The sequence below is a fragment of the Stenotrophomonas sp. ESTM1D_MKCIP4_1 genome, from assembly GCF_003086895.1.
GTDB lineage: Bacteria > Pseudomonadota > Gammaproteobacteria > Xanthomonadales > Xanthomonadaceae > Stenotrophomonas.
The window spans coordinates 1,969,282-1,988,582 of sequence record NZ_CP026004.1 but is presented as its reverse complement, the minus strand read 5'-3'; the positions used below and the strand labels follow the sequence as shown (position 1 = coordinate 1,988,582).

The 19,301-nt window shown below is 67.7% G+C and carries 19 protein-coding genes; 9 read left to right on the top strand and 10 right to left on the bottom strand.

Annotated features, from left to right (window positions below; translation table 11 throughout):
• Positions 1-92 precede the first annotated feature (92 nt).
• Both carA and dapB read right to left on the bottom strand, forming a co-directional pair.
• Entirely contained in the window at positions 93-1,220 is a 1,128-nt protein-coding gene (carA, locus tag C1924_RS09235) for a glutamine-hydrolyzing carbamoyl-phosphate synthase small subunit (RefSeq protein WP_108765022.1), read from the bottom strand.
• A gap of 329 nt (positions 1,221-1,549) precedes the next feature.
• Complete coding sequence (dapB, locus tag C1924_RS09230; RefSeq protein ID WP_108765021.1) at positions 1,550-2,281, bottom strand: 4-hydroxy-tetrahydrodipicolinate reductase; 732 nt, start codon at positions 2,279-2,281, stop codon at positions 1,550-1,552.
• 72 nt (positions 2,282-2,353) lie between these two features.
• Here dapB and C1924_RS09225 point away from each other — a divergent pair, with 72 nt between their 5' ends.
• On the top strand, positions 2,354-3,133 hold the full coding sequence (locus C1924_RS09225) for a 3-oxoacyl-ACP reductase (RefSeq protein ID WP_108765020.1): 780 nt from the start codon (positions 2,354-2,356) through the stop codon (positions 3,131-3,133).
• Positions 3,134-3,263: 130 nt separating this feature from the next.
• The gene (locus C1924_RS09220) at positions 3,264-3,725 is read left to right on the top strand and encodes a DUF4304 domain-containing protein (protein ID WP_108767013.1); all 462 of its coding nucleotides are present in this window, start codon (positions 3,264-3,266) and stop codon (positions 3,723-3,725) included.
• A gap of 53 nt (positions 3,726-3,778) precedes the next feature.
• Here C1924_RS09220 and C1924_RS09215 read toward each other — a convergent pair whose 3' ends face one another.
• Genes C1924_RS09215 through C1924_RS09205 form a run of 3 tightly spaced genes read right to left on the bottom strand, consistent with a single transcriptional unit; the run spans position 3,779 to position 6,137 of the window.
• Positions 3,779-4,024 carry a DUF6587 family protein gene (locus tag C1924_RS09215; RefSeq protein ID WP_108765019.1) on the bottom strand — a complete coding sequence of 82 codons (246 nt, stop codon included), beginning with the start codon at positions 4,022-4,024 and terminating at the stop codon, positions 3,779-3,781.
• Positions 4,024-5,886, bottom strand: coding sequence for a ferrous iron transport protein B (feoB, locus tag C1924_RS09210; RefSeq protein WP_108765018.1), 1,863 nt, complete (start codon positions 5,884-5,886; stop codon positions 4,024-4,026). Before feoB ends, C1924_RS09215 begins: the two co-directional genes overlap by 1 nt.
• Complete coding sequence (locus tag C1924_RS09205) at positions 5,883-6,137, bottom strand: FeoA family protein (protein WP_108765017.1); 255 nt, start codon at positions 6,135-6,137, stop codon at positions 5,883-5,885. Before C1924_RS09205 ends, feoB begins: the two co-directional genes overlap by 4 nt.
• A 119-nt stretch (positions 6,138-6,256) precedes the next feature.
• Between C1924_RS09205 and C1924_RS09200 the strand changes: the two genes are divergently transcribed.
• The 6 genes from C1924_RS09200 to C1924_RS09175 all read left to right on the top strand — a co-directional run bounded on the left by C1924_RS09200 (position 6,257) and on the right by C1924_RS09175 (position 12,789).
• The gene (locus tag C1924_RS09200; protein ID WP_108765016.1) at positions 6,257-7,045 is read left to right on the top strand and encodes an enoyl-CoA hydratase/isomerase family protein; all 789 of its coding nucleotides are present in this window, start codon (positions 6,257-6,259) and stop codon (positions 7,043-7,045) included.
• A gap of 177 nt (positions 7,046-7,222) precedes the next feature.
• Positions 7,223-8,116: a hydroxymethylglutaryl-CoA lyase gene (locus C1924_RS09195; protein WP_108765015.1), complete on the top strand. Its 894-nt coding sequence runs from the start codon at positions 7,223-7,225 to the stop codon at positions 8,114-8,116.
• Entirely contained in the window at positions 8,113-10,677 is a 2,565-nt protein-coding gene (locus C1924_RS09190) for an EAL domain-containing protein (protein ID WP_108765014.1), read from the top strand. Before C1924_RS09195 ends, C1924_RS09190 begins: the two co-directional genes overlap by 4 nt.
• A gap of 200 nt (positions 10,678-10,877) precedes the next feature.
• A complete protein-coding gene (locus C1924_RS09185; protein ID WP_108765013.1) occupies positions 10,878-11,648 on the top strand; it encodes an SDR family oxidoreductase in 771 nt (256 codons plus the stop codon).
• A gap of 48 nt (positions 11,649-11,696) precedes the next feature.
• The gene (gene yeiP, locus C1924_RS09180) at positions 11,697-12,263 is read left to right on the top strand and encodes an elongation factor P-like protein YeiP (protein ID WP_079221730.1); all 567 of its coding nucleotides are present in this window, start codon (positions 11,697-11,699) and stop codon (positions 12,261-12,263) included.
• Positions 12,253-12,789, top strand: coding sequence for a hypothetical protein (locus C1924_RS09175; RefSeq protein WP_108765012.1), 537 nt, complete (start codon positions 12,253-12,255; stop codon positions 12,787-12,789). Before yeiP ends, C1924_RS09175 begins: the two co-directional genes overlap by 11 nt.
• Before the next feature lie 138 nt (positions 12,790-12,927).
• Here the strand turns inward: C1924_RS09175 and C1924_RS09170 are convergent, their stop codons facing one another.
• The 4 genes from C1924_RS09170 to C1924_RS09155 all read right to left on the bottom strand — a co-directional run bounded on the left by C1924_RS09170 (position 12,928) and on the right by C1924_RS09155 (position 17,077).
• Positions 12,928-13,389 carry a hypothetical protein gene (locus C1924_RS09170; RefSeq protein WP_108765011.1) on the bottom strand — a complete coding sequence of 154 codons (462 nt, stop codon included), beginning with the start codon at positions 13,387-13,389 and terminating at the stop codon, positions 12,928-12,930.
• A gap of 100 nt (positions 13,390-13,489) precedes the next feature.
• Positions 13,490-15,286: a DUF4105 domain-containing protein gene (locus C1924_RS09165; RefSeq protein ID WP_108765010.1), complete on the bottom strand. Its 1,797-nt coding sequence runs from the start codon at positions 15,284-15,286 to the stop codon at positions 13,490-13,492.
• A gap of 40 nt (positions 15,287-15,326) precedes the next feature.
• Positions 15,327-15,626, bottom strand: a complete 300-nt coding sequence (locus C1924_RS09160; protein WP_108765009.1) for a DUF2388 domain-containing protein — start codon at positions 15,624-15,626, stop codon at positions 15,327-15,329.
• Between the two features lie 62 nt (positions 15,627-15,688).
• Positions 15,689-17,077, bottom strand: coding sequence for an FAD-binding oxidoreductase (locus C1924_RS09155; protein WP_108765008.1), 1,389 nt, complete (start codon positions 17,075-17,077; stop codon positions 15,689-15,691).
• A 171-nt stretch (positions 17,078-17,248) separates the two neighbouring features.
• Here C1924_RS09155 and serA point away from each other — a divergent pair, with 171 nt between their 5' ends.
• Positions 17,249-18,490, top strand: a complete 1,242-nt coding sequence (gene serA / locus C1924_RS09150) for a phosphoglycerate dehydrogenase (protein ID WP_108765007.1) — start codon at positions 17,249-17,251, stop codon at positions 18,488-18,490.
• A 107-nt stretch (positions 18,491-18,597) separates the two neighbouring features.
• Here serA and C1924_RS09145 read toward each other — a convergent pair whose 3' ends face one another.
• A complete protein-coding gene (locus tag C1924_RS09145) occupies positions 18,598-19,212 on the bottom strand; it encodes an NUDIX hydrolase (protein ID WP_108765006.1) in 615 nt (204 codons plus the stop codon).
• Between the last annotated feature and the right edge of the window lie 89 nt (positions 19,213-19,301).

Genomic DNA, 19,301 nt, shown 5'->3' with positions numbered 1-19,301 from the left:
GAATCTTGATCCGCAGCGCCGCGCCGGAGGCAGCAGCGATGCGGGGGCTTACGGTCCATCGCGACGCCACCGGCAGGCCGGCGGCGTACTGATCACGCCTTGCTCTGTTCCATCAGGGCCACGAAGCGGTCGAACAGCGGGCCGACGTCGGTCGGGCCGGGCGACGCTTCCGGGTGGCCCTGGAACGAGAAGGCCGGCACATCGGTGCGCGCGATGCCCTGGTTGGTGCCGTCGAACAGCGAACGGTGGGTCACGCGCAGGGTGGACGGCAGGGTCGATTCATCGACCGCGAAACCGTGGTTCTGCGAGGTGATCATCACCCGGCCATTGTCCAGGTCCTGCACCGGGTGGTTGGCACCGTGGTGGCCGTGACCCATCTTCATGGTCTTCGCGCCCGAGGCCAGGCCCAGCAGCTGGTGGCCCAGGCAGATGCCGAAGGTCGGGATCTTCACGTCGATGAAGGTCTTGATCGCTTCGATGGCGTAGTCGCACGGTTCCGGGTCACCCGGGCCGTTGGACAGGAACACGCCGTCCGGCTTCAGTGCCAGCACTTCCGCAGCCGGGGTCTGCGCCGGCACCACGGTCACTTCGCAGCCGCGCTCGGCCAGCATGCGCAGGATGTTGGTCTTCACGCCGAAATCGTAGGCCACGACCTTGAACTTCGCCGGCACGCTGACGAACGCGTTGGCGTCCAGGTCCAGCTGGCCTTCGGTCCAGGTGTAGGTCTTCTCGGTAGTGACGACCTTGGCCAGATCCATGCCCTTCAGGCCCGGGAACTTGCGGGCGGCTTCCAGTGCCTTTTCCACGTCGATGTCGCCAGCCATCAGCGCACCGTTCTGCGCGCCCTTCTCGCGCAGGATGCGGGTCAGCTTGCGGGTGTCGATGCCGGCGATGGCGACCACGCCACGCTGGATCAGCCAGTCCTGCAGCGACACCTGGCTGCGCCAGTTGCTGGGACGGCGCGGCACGTCGCGCACGATCAGCCCGGCCGACCACACCTTGGACGCTTCGTTGTCCTGGTCGGTCATGCCGGTGTTGCCGATGTGCGGATAGGTCAGCGTGACCATCTGCCGGGCGTAGGACGGGTCGGTCAACACTTCCTGGTAACCGGTCATGGCGGTGTTGAACACCACCTCACCGACGGACAGGCCGGGCGCGCCTACGGATTCGCCCTCGAATACGGTGCCGTCTTCGAGGACGAGGATTGCGGCTTGGGTCACGGAAATCTCACTTTGGCTACCGAGGGGGCTGCCGAAGTCACGCCTGCGCTTCACGGAAATCCGGTTGCAAAAAAGCGCGGACGTACGGTCTGGGACCGGTCCGGCTTTCGTGATTCGGCGAGTGCGAATTGTAGCGCTGCCGGCGCGCTCGCGCCAGCGGTTATATCGCTTTATGAACAGGCGATTGCGTATTCATTTCAATCCGGCGGCGTATGCGGCGCCCTCGCCCGGGGTCGGATCCTTTCCCGGACGGGAAAGGCTCTGACCCCGGATGCCCGCAGAGGGGGTCAGAGCCCTTTCCGCTGGAAAGGGATCCGACCCCGGGCGATTCAGCCCCGCGGGCCGTCAAGCAGATCGCGCACCCGGTAGCTGCCGGCCGCGCGGGCCTGCAGCTGACGCGCGGCAAACAGCGCGCCACGGGCGAAGATGTCGCGGTTGGTCGCGCGGTGCACCAGCTCGATGCGCTCGCCCAGCCCCGTGAACTGCACCAGATGCTCGCCGACGATGTCACCGGCGCGCAGGCTGGCGTAGTGCGGCTCCGCCCCGCCCCGCTGTGCGGCCGCGCCCAGGGTCAGCGCGGTGCCCGAGGGCGCGTCCTTCTTCTGCGTATGGTGCGACTCGACCACATCACAGTCCCAGCCGGCCAGCGCCTGCGCAGCGCGTTCCACCAGTTCGTCCAGCACGGCGACGCCGAGACTGAAGTTGGAGGCCCAGACCAGCGGGATCGCCGCCGCAGCAGCCTCCAGCGCCTGGCGCTGCACCGTAGAGATCCCGGTCGTGCCGGACACCAGGCCGGCGCCACGCTCCACGCACAGCGCCAGCATCGGGTCGAAACCCTCGGGCAGGCTGAAGTCGATCGCCACATCGAAGTCCGGCACACCTGCCAGCTCGCTGGCGGCAAAGTACGGCACGCCGTCGATCACGCGCTGGGCGGGCGCGCGGCCGGTCACCGCAGCCACGACCTGCAGGGATTCGGGGTGTTCGGCGGCCAGGCGCAGCAGGGCCTGGCCCATGCGCCCGGAAGCGCCGTGGATGAGCAATCGCAGGGGAGTCTGGTTCATGCACGCAGGCTAGCGGCAGCGTGGTGGATCGGGCAAGCACCAACGCTGCTACGCTGCATGCCCTTTCAGGCAATGGAACGCATTCCCATCATGCAGATCAGCGAACAACTGGTCCTGGTTACCGGCGCAGGACGCGGCCTGGGCACGCATATCGCCCGCGCATTCGCCGCACAGGGCGCGCGCGTGGTCATCAACTACCAGCGCAGCGAGACGCCCGCGCGGGCACTGGCACGGGAGCTGGGTGGACAGGCCGTGGCCCTGCAGGCCGATGTCACCGATCGCGACCAGGTCGAGGCGCTGCTGCAGCACGCACAGGCGCATTTCGGCCAAAGCGTGACCACCGTGGTCAACAACGCGTTGGCCGCGTTCTCCTTCAACGGCGATGCACGCGACAAAGCCGGCGACATCGGCTGGCCGGCGTTCCAGGCGCAGTTCGAGGGCAGCGTGCGCGGCGCACTGAATACCGTGCAGGCGGCCCTGCCCCGCATGCAGGCGCAGCGCTTCGGCCGGATCATCAACATCGGCACCAACCTGTTCCAGAACCCGGTGGTGCCCTACCACGATTACACCGCCGCCAAAGCCGCCCTGCTCTCGTTGACCCGCACCCTGGCCGGCGACCTCGGCCCGCACGGCATCACGGTGAACATGCTGTCCGGCGGCCTGCTGCGCAGCACCGACGCCAGCGCGGCCACGCCCGAAGCGGTGTTCGACTACATCGCCGCCAACACGCCACTACGCAGCGTGACCACGCCGGCCGAGTTTGCCGATGCCACGCTGTTCTTCGCCAGCCCATGGGCACGCGCGGTAACCGGGCAGAATCTGGTGGTCGATGGCGGGCTGGTCAGGGACTGAGCGGCGCTGCCGGCAGGAGGTCCGGTAGATCCACGCCATGCGTGGATGAATCACGTGTCGCATTCGCCCATTGACGGCAAAGCCCCGCCCCTCAACGCTGTTGGCCACCTTTCCGGCCGGGACAGCGTCCATGAAATCTTCAACAGTCTTCAGCAAATGTGCGAGGAAGACGGGCTTTGCCGGGACGACCACCACCCGTTACCGGCTGCTGGACGGCGCCTCGCTCGTGGTGAACCACCAAGCTGCCACGCCGGACAGGGGCTTCTATGTGAACGCCGGGCTCTACTTCCCGGAGCTGCTCGAGCAGGCACTCACGCCCACCGACCTCGAAACCGCGTTCAGGTACCGCAGCAGCATCCCCACCCCGCATGTGGACTGGCGGATAGAAGAGACACCCGGCCTGCGCCGGACCTTCATCCAGCAGGATCTAGATGACCTGCTCGCGGCCGGCGATCGTGAGCAGCTGCAGGCCCTGCTGCTCGGCGCCCTCGCCGATGTCGCCGGCTTCGTCGCGGCCCATGGAAACCGGCAGACGGTGCGGCGACTGTCGCAGCACGGCGCCTTCCGCGCGATCATCCGCAAGGAGGTGTAGATCCACGCCATGCGTGGATGGGACCCAACCAACGCAGCCGAGCAAGCTCGACTCTACCGCTTGGTCGGTCCGCAGCTGTCGCAGCCGCCACATGCGCCACCGCCGCCGCTGGCCGGGGGAGCGATCTTCCGCCCCAGCGCCTGCATCCAGGCGGCGCGGCCCGGCTTGAGCAGGGCCAGCGCCAGGGTGCCGCGCAGCCTGCGCGCCGTACCGGGGAACTGCTTTTTCAGCACCACCCACGCACTGACCAGCACGGCCACCGCGATGATGAGGTACTGCACCAGCAGGCCGGCGTCCATCAGCCGCCTCCCAGCGCCACGGTCACCTGGTAGGTGATCAGCGCCGCCACGTAGGCCGCAGCGAACAGGTACAGCGCCGAGAAGCCCATCGTCTTCCACGAATTGGTTTCGCGCTTGATGGTGGCCAGGGTGGAAATGCACATCGGTGCGTAGATGAACCACACCATCAGCGCCAGGCCGGTAGCCAGCGACCAGCCGTCCGCCACCACGGGCGACAGCGCCGAGATGGCTGCATCATCGTCCGCCGCCGACAGCGCGTAGACCGTAGCCAGCGAGGACACGGCCACTTCGCGTGCGGCCAGGCCCGGGATCAGCGCGATGCAGATCTGCCAATTGAAACCCAGCGGCGCGAAGATCGCCGTCATCGCATGGCCGATCTGCCCGGCGTAGCTGTAGTCGATGGCCGGCATGGTGGCGTCGGCCGGGGCACCGGGGAAGGTCAGCAGCACCCACAGCAGGATGGTCAGGGCCAGGATGATGCCGCCCACCCGGCGCAGGAAGATCATGCCGCGCTCATACAGGCCCACGGCCAGGTCGCGCACGTGCGGCAGGCGGTAGGACGGCAGCTCCAGCATCAGCGGGTGTTCGCTCTTGTCGCGTCGCCACTTCTTCATCACCCACGACATCACCAGCGCACTGAGGATTCCCGCCACGTACAGGCCGAACAGGACCAGGCCCTGCTGGTTGAAGATGCCCACCTTGCCGGCCGGGATGAACGCGCCGATCAGCAGCGCATACACCGGCAGGCGCGCCGAACAGGTCATCAGTGGCGCCACCAGGATGGTCGCCAGGCGGTCACGCGGGTCCTGGATGCTGCGCGTGGCCATGATGCCGGGCACCGCGCAGGCGAAGCTGGACAGCAGCGGGATGAACGAACGACCCGACAGGCCGGCGCCGGCCATCATGCGGTCGAGCAGGAACGCGGCGCGTGGCAGGTAGCCGGATTCTTCCAGGGCCAGAATGAAGGCGAACAGGATGAGGATCTGCGGCAGGAACACCACCACGCCGCCGAGGCCGGCGATGATGCCGTCGGTCAGCAGGCTGGTCAGCGGACCTTCCGGCAGTACGCCACCAACGGCCTCGCCCAGCCAGCCGAAGCCGGCTTCGATGCCGTCCATCAGCGGCGTCGCCCAGGCGAACACCGCCTGGAAGATCAGGAACATGACCACCACCAGGGTGATCAGGCCGAACACCGGATGCAGCAGCCAACGGTCCAGCGCGTCGTCGATCTTCGCGGTGCGCGCCGGCATGGTGACGGCAGCCGCGAGGATGCTGCGCACCTTGGCGTGGTAATCAATGCCGCCTTCCACTGCGGCCAGCGGCGCGTCCAGGTGCGGCACCATCGCATCGAGGCGATCGACCAGCGCCTTGGCGCCCTGCTTGCGCACCGCCACGGTCTCCACCACTGGCACGCCGATCTCGCGCTCCAGCGCGGCCACGTCGATGCGGATGCCACGGCGCTGGGCCGCATCGACCATGTTCAGCGCGATCACCATCGGCTTGCCCAGCTCGCGCAGCTCCAGGGCGAAACGCAGATGCAGGCGCAGGTTGGTGGCGTCGATGACGCACAGCAGGACGTCCGGCGCGGCCTCGCCCGGGTAGAAACCCCGGCACAGGTCGCGGGTAATCGCCTCATCCAGGCTGGCCGGCTGCAGGCTGTAGGCGCCGGGCAGGTCGAGCACGGCGAACTCACGGCCGGACGGCGCACGCAGGCGGCCTTCCTTGCGTTCGACGGTCACGCCGGTGTAGTTGGCAACCTTCTGCCGGCTGCCGGTCAGTTGGTTGAACAGCGCGGTCTTGCCACTGTTGGGGTTGCCCACCAGCGCGATGCGCAGCGGTGCGGTGTTGACGGCGGCGTTCATGCGCGGGCCTCTGCGGAAGCGGTACCGATGACGACCCGCTTGGCTTCGCTGATGCGCAGCGCGAACCGGGTGAACCCGACCTGCACCAGCAGCGGCTCGCCGCCGATTGGCCCCTTGGCTACCAGGCGCACTTCTTCGCCCTTGACGAAGCCCAGCTCGCGCAGGCGCCTGGCAATGGCATCGTTGGCGTGCAGGTCCTGCACGGAATCGACCACGGCCGGGGTGTGCAGGGGCAGTTCGGACAGCGTCATCTAGCGCGATCTCAGCTGGATGTAAATGGTTCTCGATTCTAACATTCCCGCGTCGCGTCATGGCCCATGACCAATGGCCCGCTATGATCCATACAGGTATGGAGTGACCCCGGATTCCCATGAACGATGCTTTGCTGATCGAGCGCGATGGCGCCGTCCTGACCCTCTGGCTGAACCGGCCGGAGCTGCACAATGCGTTCGACGCCAGTCTGATTGCCCGGCTGACCGATGCCCTGGACGCCGCCGGCCGTGACCCGGCGGTGCGGGTGGTGGTGCTGGCCGGCCACGGCCCCTCGTTCTCGGCCGGTGCCGACCTGCAGTGGATGCGCGGCATGGCCGCCGCCAGCGAGGCCGAGAACCGCGAGGATTCGCTGGCGCTGGCGCGGCTGATGCGCACCCTGGACGAACTGCCCAAGCCGACCCTGGCCCGGGTCCATGGCGCGGCCTTCGGCGGCGGCGTCGGCCTGGTGGCCTGCTGCGATATCGCCATCGCCACTCCGGCGGCCCGCTTCGGCCTGACCGAAAGCCGTCTGGGCCTGCTGCCGGCCGTGATCTCGCCCTACGTGATCGAGGCCATCGGCCCGCGCCAGGCCCGCCGCTGGTTCGCCACCGGCGAGCACTTCGACGCCGACACCGCGCTGCGCATCGGCCTGGTCCATCAGGTGGTCGAGCCGGAGCGCCTGGACGACGCCGTGCAGCGCCAGCTGGCCCTGCTGGACAAGGCCGGCCCGATTGCCTCGGCGTCGGCCAAGGCGCTGGTCCGCCAGGTCTGCAGCAGCCACGACCGTGACACCCTGGACCGCGACAATGCCGCCCTGATCGCACGGCTGCGCGTGTCTGCCGAGGGCCAGGAGGGCCTTGGCGCCTTCCTCGACAAGCGCGCCCCGCACTGGGTGACGGAGACCTGAGCCTCCCGCCCTGCCGCGTCGCAGAACCTTGATGTGGCCGCTTTCGCGGCCGACCTGCGTATCCCTGTTGGCAGCCCGGTGGAGACCGGGCCGCCCCCGTTCTCCAGGAACCCTCGTGATCGAATCCGCTTCCGCCCCTGCTGCCCACCTCACCCTGCCCGCCACGGAGGTGCGTCGATGAGCGATTTCGTCCGCATCGTCGAAGTGGGCCCACGTGACGGCCTGCAGAACGAAAAGCAGGCGGTGACCACCGCCGACAAGATCGCGTTGATCGACCGCCTGTCCGCCACCGGCCTGCGCACCATCGAGGCCACCAGCTTCGTCAGCCCGCGCTGGGTACCGCAGCTGGCCGACGCCGCCGAGGTCTATGCCGGCATCGACCGCCGGCCCGGCATCGCCTACCCGGTACTGGTGCCCAACGAGCAGGGCTATGACCGTGCACGCGCCGCCGGCGTGCAGGAAGTGGCGGTGTTCACCGCCGCCTCTGAAACCTTCAACCGCACCAACACCAACGCCGGCATTGACGAGTCACTGCAACGGTTCGCTCCGATCCTGCGCCGGGCAGCCGAAGACGGCGTGCGCGTGCGCGGCTATGTATCCACCGTACTGGGCTGCCCCTACCAGGGCGAGGTGCCGCTGGCCGACGTGGTGCGGGTGGCGCGGGCGCTGCACGACATGGGCTGCTATGAAATCTCTCTGGGCGACACCATCGGCGTCGGCACGCCGCGCAAGGCACGGGCCATGCTGAAGGCTGTCGCCGCCGAGATTCCGATGGACGCACTGGCAGTGCATTTCCACGACACCTACGGCCAGGCCATCGCCAACATCAGCAGCTGCCTGGAAGAAGGCGTCCGCGTGGTGGACAGCGCGGTGTCCGGCGCGGGCGGCTGCCCGTACGCCAAGGGCGCCAGCGGCAACGTGGCCAGCGAAGACGTGGTCTACCTGCTGCAGGGCCTGGGCCTGGACTGCGGCGTTGAGCTGCCGGCACTGGCCGACACCGGGCGCTGGCTGGCCGCGCTGCTCGGCCGCAGCACCGCCAGCCGGGTCGGGCAGGCCCTGGCGGCGACATGAACGACAGCGGCCCGCGCGACGTTCCGGCCTACGGCGAAGCATCCGCCGTGACCGACGACGCGCTGGCCGCACTGCAGGCTGCGCTGGCCAGCGCCCCGCCGGCCGCGCAGGCGCGCCTGCTGCGGCAGGCCATGGAGGCCCTGATCGACGCCCGCCTGCGCATGGGCGAAGCCCAGGAGCGCTACGCCGCCCTGTTCGATGCGGTTCCCGATCCGGTCAGCATCCTCAGCGCCGACGGCGTGGTTCTGGACGTCAACCGGGCCGGCATCCACGCCTATGACCGGCCCCGTGAGGCCATCGTCGGCCAGCCGATCGAACTGCTCAATCCCGACCTGCCCAGCGACCACCTGCAGCCGGTCTGGGAAGCCCTCAACCGCGGCGACACCTACGTCATCGAAGTAACGAACATGCGCGGTGATGGCAGCCGTTTTCCGGTGGAAGTGCACTCGGCTGGCTTCCAGGATCACGGACAGCCCTGCATCGTCGCGGTGGCGCGCGACCTGAGCGGGCGCTGGCGGGCCGAATCGCGCTACCGGCTGCTGATGGAATCCATCGACAAGGGCGTGATCCTGTTCGACCGCGATCTGCGGGTGGTCTCGGCCAATCCAGCCGCGCACCGCATCCTCGGCGTGACCAGCAATGGCAACGGCTTCCACACCCTGCTCGACCCGGACGCCTGGCTGATCGTGGACGAGCACGGCAACACCCTCACCCAGGCACAGTGGCCGACCATCCGCTGCTTCCAGGCCGGGCGGGTCATCCGCAGCACGATCATCGGCCTGTACCACCGTCCGCGCGGGCGCATGCTATGGCTGTCGACCACCAACGTGCCGGTGTTCGGCACCGGCTGCGACCAGGCCGACCATGTGTATTCGATGTTCAGCGACATCACCGAGCTGAAGCGCAACAACCTGCTGTTCGCGCGGGCGCAGTCGCTGGCGCACATCGGCGGCTGGGAATGGGACCGCAGCCTGCAGCGGCTGTACCTGACCGACGAGGCACGGCGCATCGTCGGCCAGCCCGACGACCTGCAGGACATGACCGACCTGCTGGACTGCCTGCGCAGTGATGACCGCGCCTCCCTGCAGCAGGCCCTGGCCGACACCATCGAACACCGCAGCAGCTTCGGCCTGGAACTGCAGGGCCAGCGCCGCGACGGCCACTCGTTCTGGATCCGGATGATCGGTGAGGTGTCCACCGGCGATGTCGATGCCGCCCGCATCACCGGCACCCTGCAGGACATCACCGAACGCAAGCAGGCCGAGGAGACCCTGCGCGTACAGGCGCGCACCGACCCGCTGACCGGCATCATGAACCGCGATGCGGTGCTGAACGATCTGGGCGTGCGTATGGGCAGCCCCGGGCACGACCGGGTGGCCGTGCTGTACATCGACCTGGACCGGTTCAAGGTGGTCAACGATCTGCTCGGCCACAATGCCGGCGACGAGCTGCTGATCGAAGCGACCCGGCGCATCGCCTCGGCCATCGGCACCGAAGGCCTGCTCGCCCGCTTCGGCGGGGATGAATTCCTGGTGATCTGCGACCTGCGCGACCAGCCGGACCAGGCCGAGCAGTTGGCCGAACGCATTACCACCGCGTTCTCTCCGCCCTTCCAGTTGGGCAGCGACGAATTCCAGGTCACTGCCAGCATCGGCATCGCCAAGGCCCCCGGCGATGGCGACCGCCCGCAGCAGCTCATCCAGAACGCCGACACCGCCATGTACGAGTGCAAGCGCCGCACCCGCAACGGCTGGCACGTGTTCTCGCAGGAACTGGCCGAGCGCCAGAATGACCGCCTGCAGATCGAGAGCCGCCTGCACAAGGCGCTGGATGGGGACGAATTCCGGCTGGTGTACCAGCCACAGATCAACCTGCGCACCGGGGCCATCACCGGCTGCGAGGCCTTGATGCGCTGGCACAACGGACAACTGGGGCAGATGCGCCCGGACCTGTTCATCCGCCACGCCGAGCACACCGGGGACATCGTACGGATCGGCCAGTGGGCGTTGCGCGAGGCCTGCCGGCAGGTGCGGCAATGGCAGGACGATGGCCTGGCGCCGATCCGGGTGGCGGTGAACGTGTCCTGGCGCCAGTTCGTCGGCGAGGATCTCGCCCGCTGGGTGCGCCAGGTGCTGGATGAGTTCAACCTGCCCGGCACGGTGCTGGAACTGGAGTTCACCGAGCGGGTGCTGATCGAGGATGCGCCCGATACCCTGCGCACCTTTGCCCGCCTGCGCGAGATGGGCGTCATGCTGACCATCGACGACTTCGGCGAGGGTTACAGCGCACTGAACTACCTGCGCCGGCTGCCGATCCATGGCCTGAAACTGAGCCAGCTGTTCGTCGAGGGCATCCCGCGCAACCGCTCGGACGTGGCGGTATGCGAAGCGGTGTGCGCCATCGCCCGCAGCCTGGGCCTGGGAGTCGTGGCCGAGGGCGTGGAAACCGAGGCCCAGCGCCAGTGCCTGCTGGGCCTGGGGGTCACCATCGGCCAGGGCTTCCTGTTCGCCCCAGGCCTGCCCGCCGACGAGTTCGAGCGGCGACTGCGCCCCACCCCGTAGCACCGACCCAGCTCGCCCGCCTTTTCTGTAGAGTCGAGCAAGCTCGACCACCGCTTCTGTAGAGTCGAGCTTGCTCGACTGGCTTTAGCAAAGAGCAGTCGAGCAAGCTCGACTCTACCCCCCCAATTGCAGCACCGCACAACGGCGCCCGCCCTGGCTTCCGTTAGAATCGGCGGCTCTCGAACCTGCAGGACCGTTCAATGCAGCTGTCTTCCGTACGTGCCGTGATCACCGGCGGCGTTTCCGGCCTCGGCCTGGCCGTGGCCCAGCACCTGGTCGCCCACGGCGGCAAGGTCGCCCTGTTCGACCTCAACGACGACAAGGGCGCGACCGCCGTCACCGGACTGGGGGCAGGCAACGCCCGCTACTTCAACGTCAATGTCAGCGACGAGACGGCCGTAGCCGCTGCCATCGACCAGGCCCACGATTTCCTCGGCGGCCTGAACGTGGCGATGAACTGCGCCGGCATCCTCGGTGCCGGCCGCGTGCTTGGCAAAGAGGGCCCGATGCCGCTGGCCGGCTTCCAGGGCACGGTGATGGTGAACCTGGTCGGCAGCTTCAACGTGGCCAAGGCCGCCGCCAATCGCATGCAGCACAACGACGCCGGCGACGATGGCGAGCGCGGCGTGATCATCAACACCGCCAGCATCGCTGCCTATGAAGGCCAGATCGGCCAGGCGGCCTACGCCGCCAGCAAGGGCGGCGTGGTCTCGATGACCCTGCCGATGGCCCGCGAGCTCTCGCGCTTCGGCATCCGCGTCAACACCATCGCGCCGGGCGTGTTCTGGACGCCGATGGTGGACGGCATGCCCGAGGCCGTGCAGCAGTCGCTGGCCGCCTCCATTCCGTTCCCGTCGCGCCTGGGCAAGCCGGAAGACTTCGCCAGCCTGGTCGGCTTCATCCTCGGCAACACCTATCTCAACGGCGAGACCATCCGCCTGGACGGCGCTACCCGCCTCGCTCCGAAGTGATTCCCCCGGGCGCCGGGACGGCGCCCACCCCCAACGACCAACAACATCATGAAAGCCAACGACATCAAGAAGGGCAACGTCGTCGAGTACAACAACGGCGTGTACCAGATCCGCGACATCGAGCGCAGCTCGCCGCAGGGCCGCGGCGGCAACGTCCGCTTCCGCTTCATCATGTACAGCGTGCCGGGCGGCAACAAGCTCGACGCCAGCTTCGATGCCGACGACAACCTGGTCGAGGTCGAACTGCTGCGCCGCCAGTCCACCTATTCGTACAAGGATGGCGATGCCTTCGTGTTCCTCGATGATGAGGACTACACCCCCTACACCCTCGATGCCGACGTGATCGGCGACGACGCCGGCTACATCACCGACGGCCTGACCGGCATCTACGTGCAGGTCATCGACGAACAGCCGGTAGCGATCCAGCTGCCGGCCTCGGTGGTGCTGGAAGTGATCGAAACCCCGCCGGAACTGAAGGGCGGCACCGCCACCAAGCGTCCGAAGCCGGCCAAGCTGAACACCGGCATCGAGATCATGGTGCCCGAGTACATCGCCAACGGTGAGCGCGTGCTGGTAAACACCGCCACGGGCGAATTCGCCGGCCGTGCCGACTAAGCGCCTTGCGCTGATCGCTTGCCTGTCCCTGCTTGCGGCGTGCTCGCCGCAGGCAGCGGACAGCACGGCCACGGCCACGCCGAAGGCTGCAGCCAGCGATCCGGCGGCACCGCCTGCGGCCGATACACCGGCAACGCAGCCGACTTCAGCCCCGGCGTCCGACGCACTCCCGCCTTCGGGCGATGAGGCGTTGGACCGTGCGCTCGCCGCTGCAGGCTGTACGGTGCCCGGGGACGTGTATGAGGTCGAGGACGTGCGCATCTACTGCCAGATGCCAACCGACGTACAGGCCCTCCTCGCGCGCGAGAACACTTGCCAGCATTTCGCTGGCGAAGAAGCCTACGACGAAGAGCGCCGCCGCGAGCTGGAAGCAGCGAGCACCACGTACTGCGAAGGACGCGAAAGAATCTTCACCGATCTGGTTGCGCGCCATCGCGACGACTGCGCGATCCGCTCAGCACTGATCGACATCAACGGTCGCTACGACCTGGTGTTCGAGCTGGACCTGCAGCCCTGCGCGGGCTGATTCATGAACGCCGGGCATGGCCCAGCGGTGGTTTTTCTGTAGAGGCGCGGCCACGCGCTCGACTGCATTTCCTTTTTCTGTAGGGCCGAGCCCGCGCTCGGCTGCTTTTACGGCAAGAGCAGTCGAGCAAGCTCGACTCTACGGTGCGGCATTGCCGCCGCAGCCGTGGTACTGGCGTGCACCGACGGTCAGCATCGCGGTGGCCTCAAACGCTTCGCCACTCATATCGTCGTGGCAGAGGGTGCGCACGTAGGTCAGTTTGACCTCGGTGCCATCAGCGGCCTTGCCGGCCCATCCATCGGCACCGGCAGTGGGCGCGGCCACCTGCAGGCGGCGCTCGCCGTAATCCACTTCGACCCGCAGGGCCGGCGGATTGCCATCGACCACGGCCAGCCAGCCCGGCTCATTGCCACGGGCGCGGAAGGCGGTCGTGCCGGCGCCACTTTCCGGGCTTTCGCTGCCCGCACGCGACGGCGTTTCCGGGTCGGGTACGGGTGTTGGTAGATCGGCGGCACTGGCCGCAATCGGTGCGGCCTGGGGCTGGCACGCGGCGAGGAGGATGCCCAGGGAGGCTGCCAACAGGCTGGAAACAACACGCATGGCTCGACTCCTTGTCGATACTGCTGAGGACACCCGACCGTACCACCTCGCCGCCCACGGGGACTGAAAGGCGCCTGACCGGGCTCCCGCTGCGCCACGATCAGCGAACAGACACCTCCGCAACCGGCGCAGCCGCCTGCTCACGCAGGTACTGGCCGAGAGCCGCCAGATTTGCGTCGATGTCATCCAGTTCCTGCCGCTGCCCGGCTGGCAGCTGCGCACGCAGCTGCTGGCGCAGCGACTGCCAGGCAGGCACGGCCGTGGCACTGGCCGCGGCAACGGCTTCAGCTACCCGGCCCTGCTCCTCATCCAGCGGCAGGCCATAGCCCGCATCGGCCAGCACCTGGCCAGGCCGCAGCCACTGCCCGCTCTGCTCCAGCAGGCCACGCAACTGCACCGTCGCCGGGCTGTCCGGCGCAGCGAGCAGGCGGCGCTTCAAAACATCACGCGCGCGCAGCTCGGCGCGGCGCTGTGCGGCCTGTTCCAGCAGCAGCAGGCCGGCGCTGGCGCGCACATCGCCCTGCCGCAGCCAGGGTGCGCGCTGCCGTGCAGCCAGTCTCAGCCAGGCGCGGACATCATCCGCCGGCAGGGCGTTCTGTGCCGCAGCCACCGCAAACAACTGCTGGTAGTGGTCGCGTGCCGATGCGAAATAGTAGCCCTGCGCCTGCGCGGCGGCGCGGTCGTCCAGCACCCGCTCGTCCAGCGCGTCCAGCCGCACCAGCCGGCGGCGCAGGCCACGCGGGGTCAGTTGAGCCAGGCCAGCCTCGCCCAGGCGCGGCACCCCGGCCTGCAGCAGCTTGGCCGTTTCCACCGCGCAGTTGTTGCTGACGAAGAAATAGCGCCCGTCATAGCTCCAGTGCACCTGTGCGGTGCGTTCGAGCAGGCTGGCGATCTCGTCGCGGTCGAGCTTCAATGGCAACGACTGCAGGCCGCGCAGTTCGACCTTGGTGTATTCGTCCACCACCTGCTGCAGCGGCAACACGAACAACCGTGACGGGTAGCCACCGGTCAGTCCGCGCCAGTTGGAAATCTGCACGTCGCCGACAAAGGCACGGAAGGACAGGACGCGGTGCTCGGACAGATCCAGCCGGCACGCGGGGCCCGGTGCGCGGCCCGGGCGGCAGATGACCAGCCGCAGCATGCTGTGGCCCCACCGGCTCATCGGCTGCGCACTGCCTTCGGCAAACAGGTAATCCACGGCGTAGACGCGTGCCGGATCCAACTTCAGCAACGAGGCGGCGCCTTCTTCGGCCTCCGCCTGCAGCAGCGGCACCGTGCGCTCGCACTGCGGCGTGGGCACGGCAGGTGGGGCACCGAAGTGCTGCTGGTACCACTGGGCCAATGCAGGCCGTCTGCATGCAAATTCGGAATCCAATACGAAGTGCTCGGCGTTCACCGCCAGATACTCGGCAGGATCCTCCAGCTCATAGCGATCCGGGCTGCGGTCGCTGAAATGGTTCGCGTCGCGCCCCAGGTGCCAGGGTCTGCGCTGCCATCCGGCAAGATCGCGCCAACGCGCGCTGCGTGACCAGTTGGCGCCGCTGCGGTCTGCGATGTGGGTGAGCTCATGGACCAGCGCCGCGCGGCGTGCGTGGTTCCCGCCCGCCGCATGCTCGTCCAGCAGGTCCCGGCGCAGCGCAATGCGACCGGCGAATGCGCGGCCATGCACCTGGCCAGGCAGGTCGTCAGGCCAAGTCACCTGCACCTGCGCGGGCAAGGCCCGCAGCAGGCCCTCGGGCAGCAGCGCCTGCACATCGTCCAGCGTCTGCTGGGCCAGCCGCTGCTGCGGCCCGCTCAAACCGGCAGGATCCAGTTGCAGGCGATCGGACGCATGCGCAAGGTGCGCCATCAGCAGCAGGGCCACGCCATGCGTGGCTGCATTCCGTGCGGATGTCATGGAGTTGCCGGCCAGCGGCCGGCACTACCGGAACGCCGGATCAACGCGCCAGCAGCGCGCGTGCCAGCTGCAGGTCGCTCTGCTGCTGGGCCGCAGCATCCTGCTCCCGCAGGTGTGCCAGCGCGGCCTGCAGGCGCGCGCCACGGATCTGGCCATCGCTGGCAACGAAGGCCGCAGCATCGTCGCGCGCAGCCAGCACCACCTTGTCATCACCCGAGCTGCTGCCCGAGGAACCGGACGACGCGCCCGTGGCCGAGCCGGCCGAAGTGCCAGCGAAGCTGGATGCGAAGCCGGCCAGCGGCAGGGACAGCAGGGCGAGCAGCAGAAGCGGACGGGTCATCGGGGTCAGGCCATCAAGGGAGTTGCGTGGAGCGTAATGGTTGCGTGAAGTCTTTGCCTGCATCAGGCATCGAAGACCTTGCCGGGATTCAGCCGCGCTTCCGGATCGAACGCGCGCTTGACCGCCTTCATCAGCGTGATTTCGGCCGGCCCACGGGTGCTGTCCAGATAGCCTTTTTTCACCAGGCCGATGCCATGTTCGGCGGAAATGCTGCCATCGAAACGGGCCAGCACCTGCGCCAGCAGCTTGGTGACGTGCTCGCACTGGGTCACGAAATCGGCATCGCTGGTGTCATCCGGCTTGAGCACGTTGATGTGCAGGTTGCCGTCGCCGATATGGCCGAACCAGACGACATCGAAGTGCGGATACGCCTGGCCGATCAGCGCCTGGGTCTCGGCCAGGAACGCCGGCATCGCCGAAATCCGCACGGAAACGTCGTTCTTGTACGGCTTGTAGCGCGCCAGCGCCTCGGTGATGCCCTCGCGCAGGCGCCACAACTGCGCCGCCTGCGCGTCGCTGGCACTGATCACGCCGTCGCTGACCCAGCCATTGCCCATGCAGTCCTCGAAGGCCGCCATCGCCGCGGCCTCCTGGGCCTCGTCATTGGCGGCAAACTCGGTGACCACATAGTAAGGATGCACCTCGTCGAACGGCGCCTGCGCACCATGCGCCAGTACGTGTTCGAGCGCCCGCTCGGTGAAGAACTCGAAGGCCTGCAGCTGCAGGCGTGCCCGGAAAGCAGCGAAGACCTGCATCAGCACATCGAAGCTGGGCACGGCCAGCAGCATCACGTTGCTGGCCGGCGGCGGATCGGTCAGCTTCACCGTGGCCTCGACAATCACGCCCAGCGTGCCTTCCGAACCGATCATCAGCTGGCGGAAGTCATAGCCACTGGAATTCTTGATGAGGCCCTTGTTGAGTTCCAGCAGCGCGCCATCGGCGGTGACCACCTTCAGACCGGCGATCCATTCGCGGGTGTTGCCGTAGCGGATCACCCGGATGCCGCCGGCATTGGTGGCGATGTTGCCGCCGATCGAGCACGAGCCGCGCGCGGCGAAATCCACCGGATAGATCAGTCCGTGTTCCAGCGCCGCGTTGTGCACGGCCTCCAGCGGCATGCCGGCCTGCACCACCAGCGTGCGGTCGACCGCGTCATAGGCCAGCGCCTTGTTCATGCGTTCCAGGCTCAGCACCAGCTCGCCGTTCGCGGCCACCGCGCCACCGGACAGCCCGGTGCGGCCGCCCGAGGGCACCACCGCCACGCCCTCGGCCGCACTCCAGCGCATCACCGCCTGCACTTCCTCCACCGTGGCCGGCAGGGCAATGGCCAGCGGCGCGGGGGTCCAGCGCCGGGTCCAGTCGCGGCCGTAATGCTCCAGGTCGGCAGGGTCGGTCTTCAGCTTCAGGCCGGGACAGGCCTGCTGCAACGAGGCGATGCGGGAATCGGTCATGACGGTCCAGCGCGGTGCGTGAAGAACGGGCAAGCGTGCCAGTGGCGGGGGCCAGCGTCCAGCCCCGGCACGCTGCGGAAATGGCTACGGATGCAACTATTTCCGCAGTGCACCATGGCCCTGCCGATCTGGCATAGTGGTCAGCCCCTGTCCCACTGGCCGTGCCGTACCATGTCGCCGAAGAAGACCTCGTTCCCGAAGCAGGATATCCGCGTGCTGTTGCTGGAGGGGGTCAGCCAGACCGCCGTGGAGGTATTCAGTGCGGCCGGCTACAGCCAGATCGAAGCGCACAGCAAGGCGCTGCCCGAGGATGAACTGAAGGCCCGCATCGCCGAAGCGCACATCGTCGGCATCCGCTCGCGCACCCAGCTGAGCGCCGACGTTCTGGCCGAGGCCAAGCGCCTGATCGCGGTGGGCTGCTTCTGCATCGGCACCAACCAGGTGGACCTGGACGCGGCCGAACTGGCCGGCATTCCGGTATTCAACGCCCCCTATTCCAACACCCGCAGCGTGGCCGAGCTGGTCATCGCCGAGGCCATCATGCTGACCCGCGGCATTCCGCAGAAGAATGCCGAATGCCATCGCGGCGGCTGGTCGAAGTCGGCCAGCGGCAGCCATGAGGTGCGCGGCAAGACGCTGGGCATCATCGGCTACGGCCACATCGGCACCCAGGTGGGCGTGCTGGCCGAATCGCTGGGCATGCAGGTGATCTTCCACGACGTGGAAACCAAGCTTTCGCTGGGCAATGCCCGTGCCGCGGCCAGCCTGGACGACCTGCTGTCGCGCGCCGACATCGTCACCCTGCATGTGCCGGAAATCCCGTCCACGCAGTGGATGATCGGCGCCACCGAACTGGCGAAGATGCGCCGCGGCGCGCATCTGATCAATGCCGCGCGCGGCACCGTGGTCGACATCGATGCCCTGGATGCGGCCCTGGCCAGCGGCCATATCGGCGGCGCCGCGCTGGACGTGTTCCCCATCGAGCCCAAGGGCAATGGCGATCGCTTCGAGTCGCCGCTGACCCGCCACGACAACGTCATCCTCACCCCGCACGTGGGCGGCAGCACCCTGGAGGCGCAGGACAACATCGGCGTCGAAGTGGCGGCAAAACTGGTGCGCTACAGCGACAACGGCAGCACCCTGTCGGCGGTCAACTTCCCCGAAGTGACGCTGCCGGAGCACGCCGACAGCCTGCGCCTGCTGCACATCCACCAGAACGTGCCGGGCGTGCTGTCCAAGGTCAACGAGATCTTCTCGCGGCACAACGTCAACATTGATGGCCAGTTCCTGCGTACCGACCCGAAGGTGGGCTACGTGGTGATCGACATCACCGCCAGCGAGGAACAGGCCGGCGCCGTGCGTGACGAGCTGGCCGCGATTCCGGGCACCCTGCGCACCCGCATTCTGTATTGACCGGGCGGCCCTGCGCCATCCACGCATGGCGTGGATCTACCGGGTTGCTATCGCGTGGCGTGGATCCATGGGCTTGCAGTAGATCCACGCCATGCGCGGATGCCCAGTCAGCGCGCCAGCCAGCGGTTGGCCATGCGCTGCATCGACTCATCCGACGCCGGATCGGTGGCAACCTCGGCCACCGGGCGCCAGGCCAGGTCGAGGGACTCCTCGCTCAGGACGAAGGTCTCACCACCCACCGCGCGGATCACGAAACGCACGTCGTAATGCCAGTGCCCGGGCACGCCCTTGTGCTCGGGAATCCAGTGCTTGTCCAGATCGAAGATGGCAGGATCATCCAGCACCAGCCCGGTCAGGCCGGATTCTTCTTCCGCTTCCTTGAGCGCCACCCGGGCCAGGTCGCGGTCGCCATCGGCATGCCCGCCCAGCTGCAGCCAGCGCTGCAGCTTGCGATGGTGGGTCAGCAGCAGGCGCTGGCTGTCGGCACTGACCAGCCAGCAGCTGGCCGTGAAGTGGCCTGCCAGACGTTCACGGCAGAAAGAATCCTCCACATCGTCGATCAATGTGCCGAATTCGGCAGCCAGAGCGCTGTGCGATGGCTGTCGGCGGGCATAGTCCTGCAGCAGCCCGCGCAGTTGATCGTCAAGCGTGGCAAGGGTTTCGGCAGGCTGGTTCATGAATGCGCGGAGATTGGAAAAATACAGTCCATTATCGCCGGTCATTGTTGCGATTGCGCTTGTGCGGTGGCTTCAGCTTTGGCTAAGGTACAGCGGGCCGTTCGCGCGGTCTTCACCACTCCAGGCCGCCGGCA

Coding starts and splice junctions, on each gene's coding strand:
- serA (WP_108765007.1), top strand. CDS start 17,249: ATGTCGCCGAAGAAGACCTCGTTCCCGAAGCAGGATATCCGCGTGCTG.
- C1924_RS09165 (WP_108765010.1), bottom strand. CDS start 15,286: ATGACATCCGCACGGAATGCAGCCACGCATGGCGTGGCCCTGCTGCTG.
- C1924_RS09195 (WP_108765015.1), top strand. CDS start 7,223: ATGAGCGATTTCGTCCGCATCGTCGAAGTGGGCCCACGTGACGGCCTG.
- yeiP (WP_079221730.1), top strand. CDS start 11,697: ATGAAAGCCAACGACATCAAGAAGGGCAACGTCGTCGAGTACAACAAC.
- C1924_RS09170 (WP_108765011.1), bottom strand. CDS start 13,389: ATGCGTGTTGTTTCCAGCCTGTTGGCAGCCTCCCTGGGCATCCTCCTC.
- C1924_RS09190 (WP_108765014.1), top strand. CDS start 8,113: ATGAACGACAGCGGCCCGCGCGACGTTCCGGCCTACGGCGAAGCATCC.
- C1924_RS09155 (WP_108765008.1), bottom strand. CDS start 17,077: ATGACCGATTCCCGCATCGCCTCGTTGCAGCAGGCCTGTCCCGGCCTG.
- C1924_RS09225 (WP_108765020.1), top strand. CDS start 2,354: ATGGAACGCATTCCCATCATGCAGATCAGCGAACAACTGGTCCTGGTT.
- C1924_RS09185 (WP_108765013.1), top strand. CDS start 10,878: ATGCAGCTGTCTTCCGTACGTGCCGTGATCACCGGCGGCGTTTCCGGC.
- C1924_RS09160 (WP_108765009.1), bottom strand. CDS start 15,626: ATGACCCGTCCGCTTCTGCTGCTCGCCCTGCTGTCCCTGCCGCTGGCC.
- C1924_RS09205 (WP_108765017.1), bottom strand. CDS start 6,137: ATGACGCTGTCCGAACTGCCCCTGCACACCCCGGCCGTGGTCGATTCC.
- C1924_RS09215 (WP_108765019.1), bottom strand. CDS start 4,024: ATGGACGCCGGCCTGCTGGTGCAGTACCTCATCATCGCGGTGGCCGTG.
- feoB (WP_108765018.1), bottom strand. CDS start 5,886: ATGAACGCCGCCGTCAACACCGCACCGCTGCGCATCGCGCTGGTGGGC.
- dapB (WP_108765021.1), bottom strand. CDS start 2,281: ATGAACCAGACTCCCCTGCGATTGCTCATCCACGGCGCTTCCGGGCGC.
- C1924_RS09145 (WP_108765006.1), bottom strand. CDS start 19,212: ATGACCGGCGATAATGGACTGTATTTTTCCAATCTCCGCGCATTCATG.
- C1924_RS09200 (WP_108765016.1), top strand. CDS start 6,257: ATGAACGATGCTTTGCTGATCGAGCGCGATGGCGCCGTCCTGACCCTC.
- C1924_RS09220 (WP_108767013.1), top strand. CDS start 3,264: ATGAAATCTTCAACAGTCTTCAGCAAATGTGCGAGGAAGACGGGCTTT.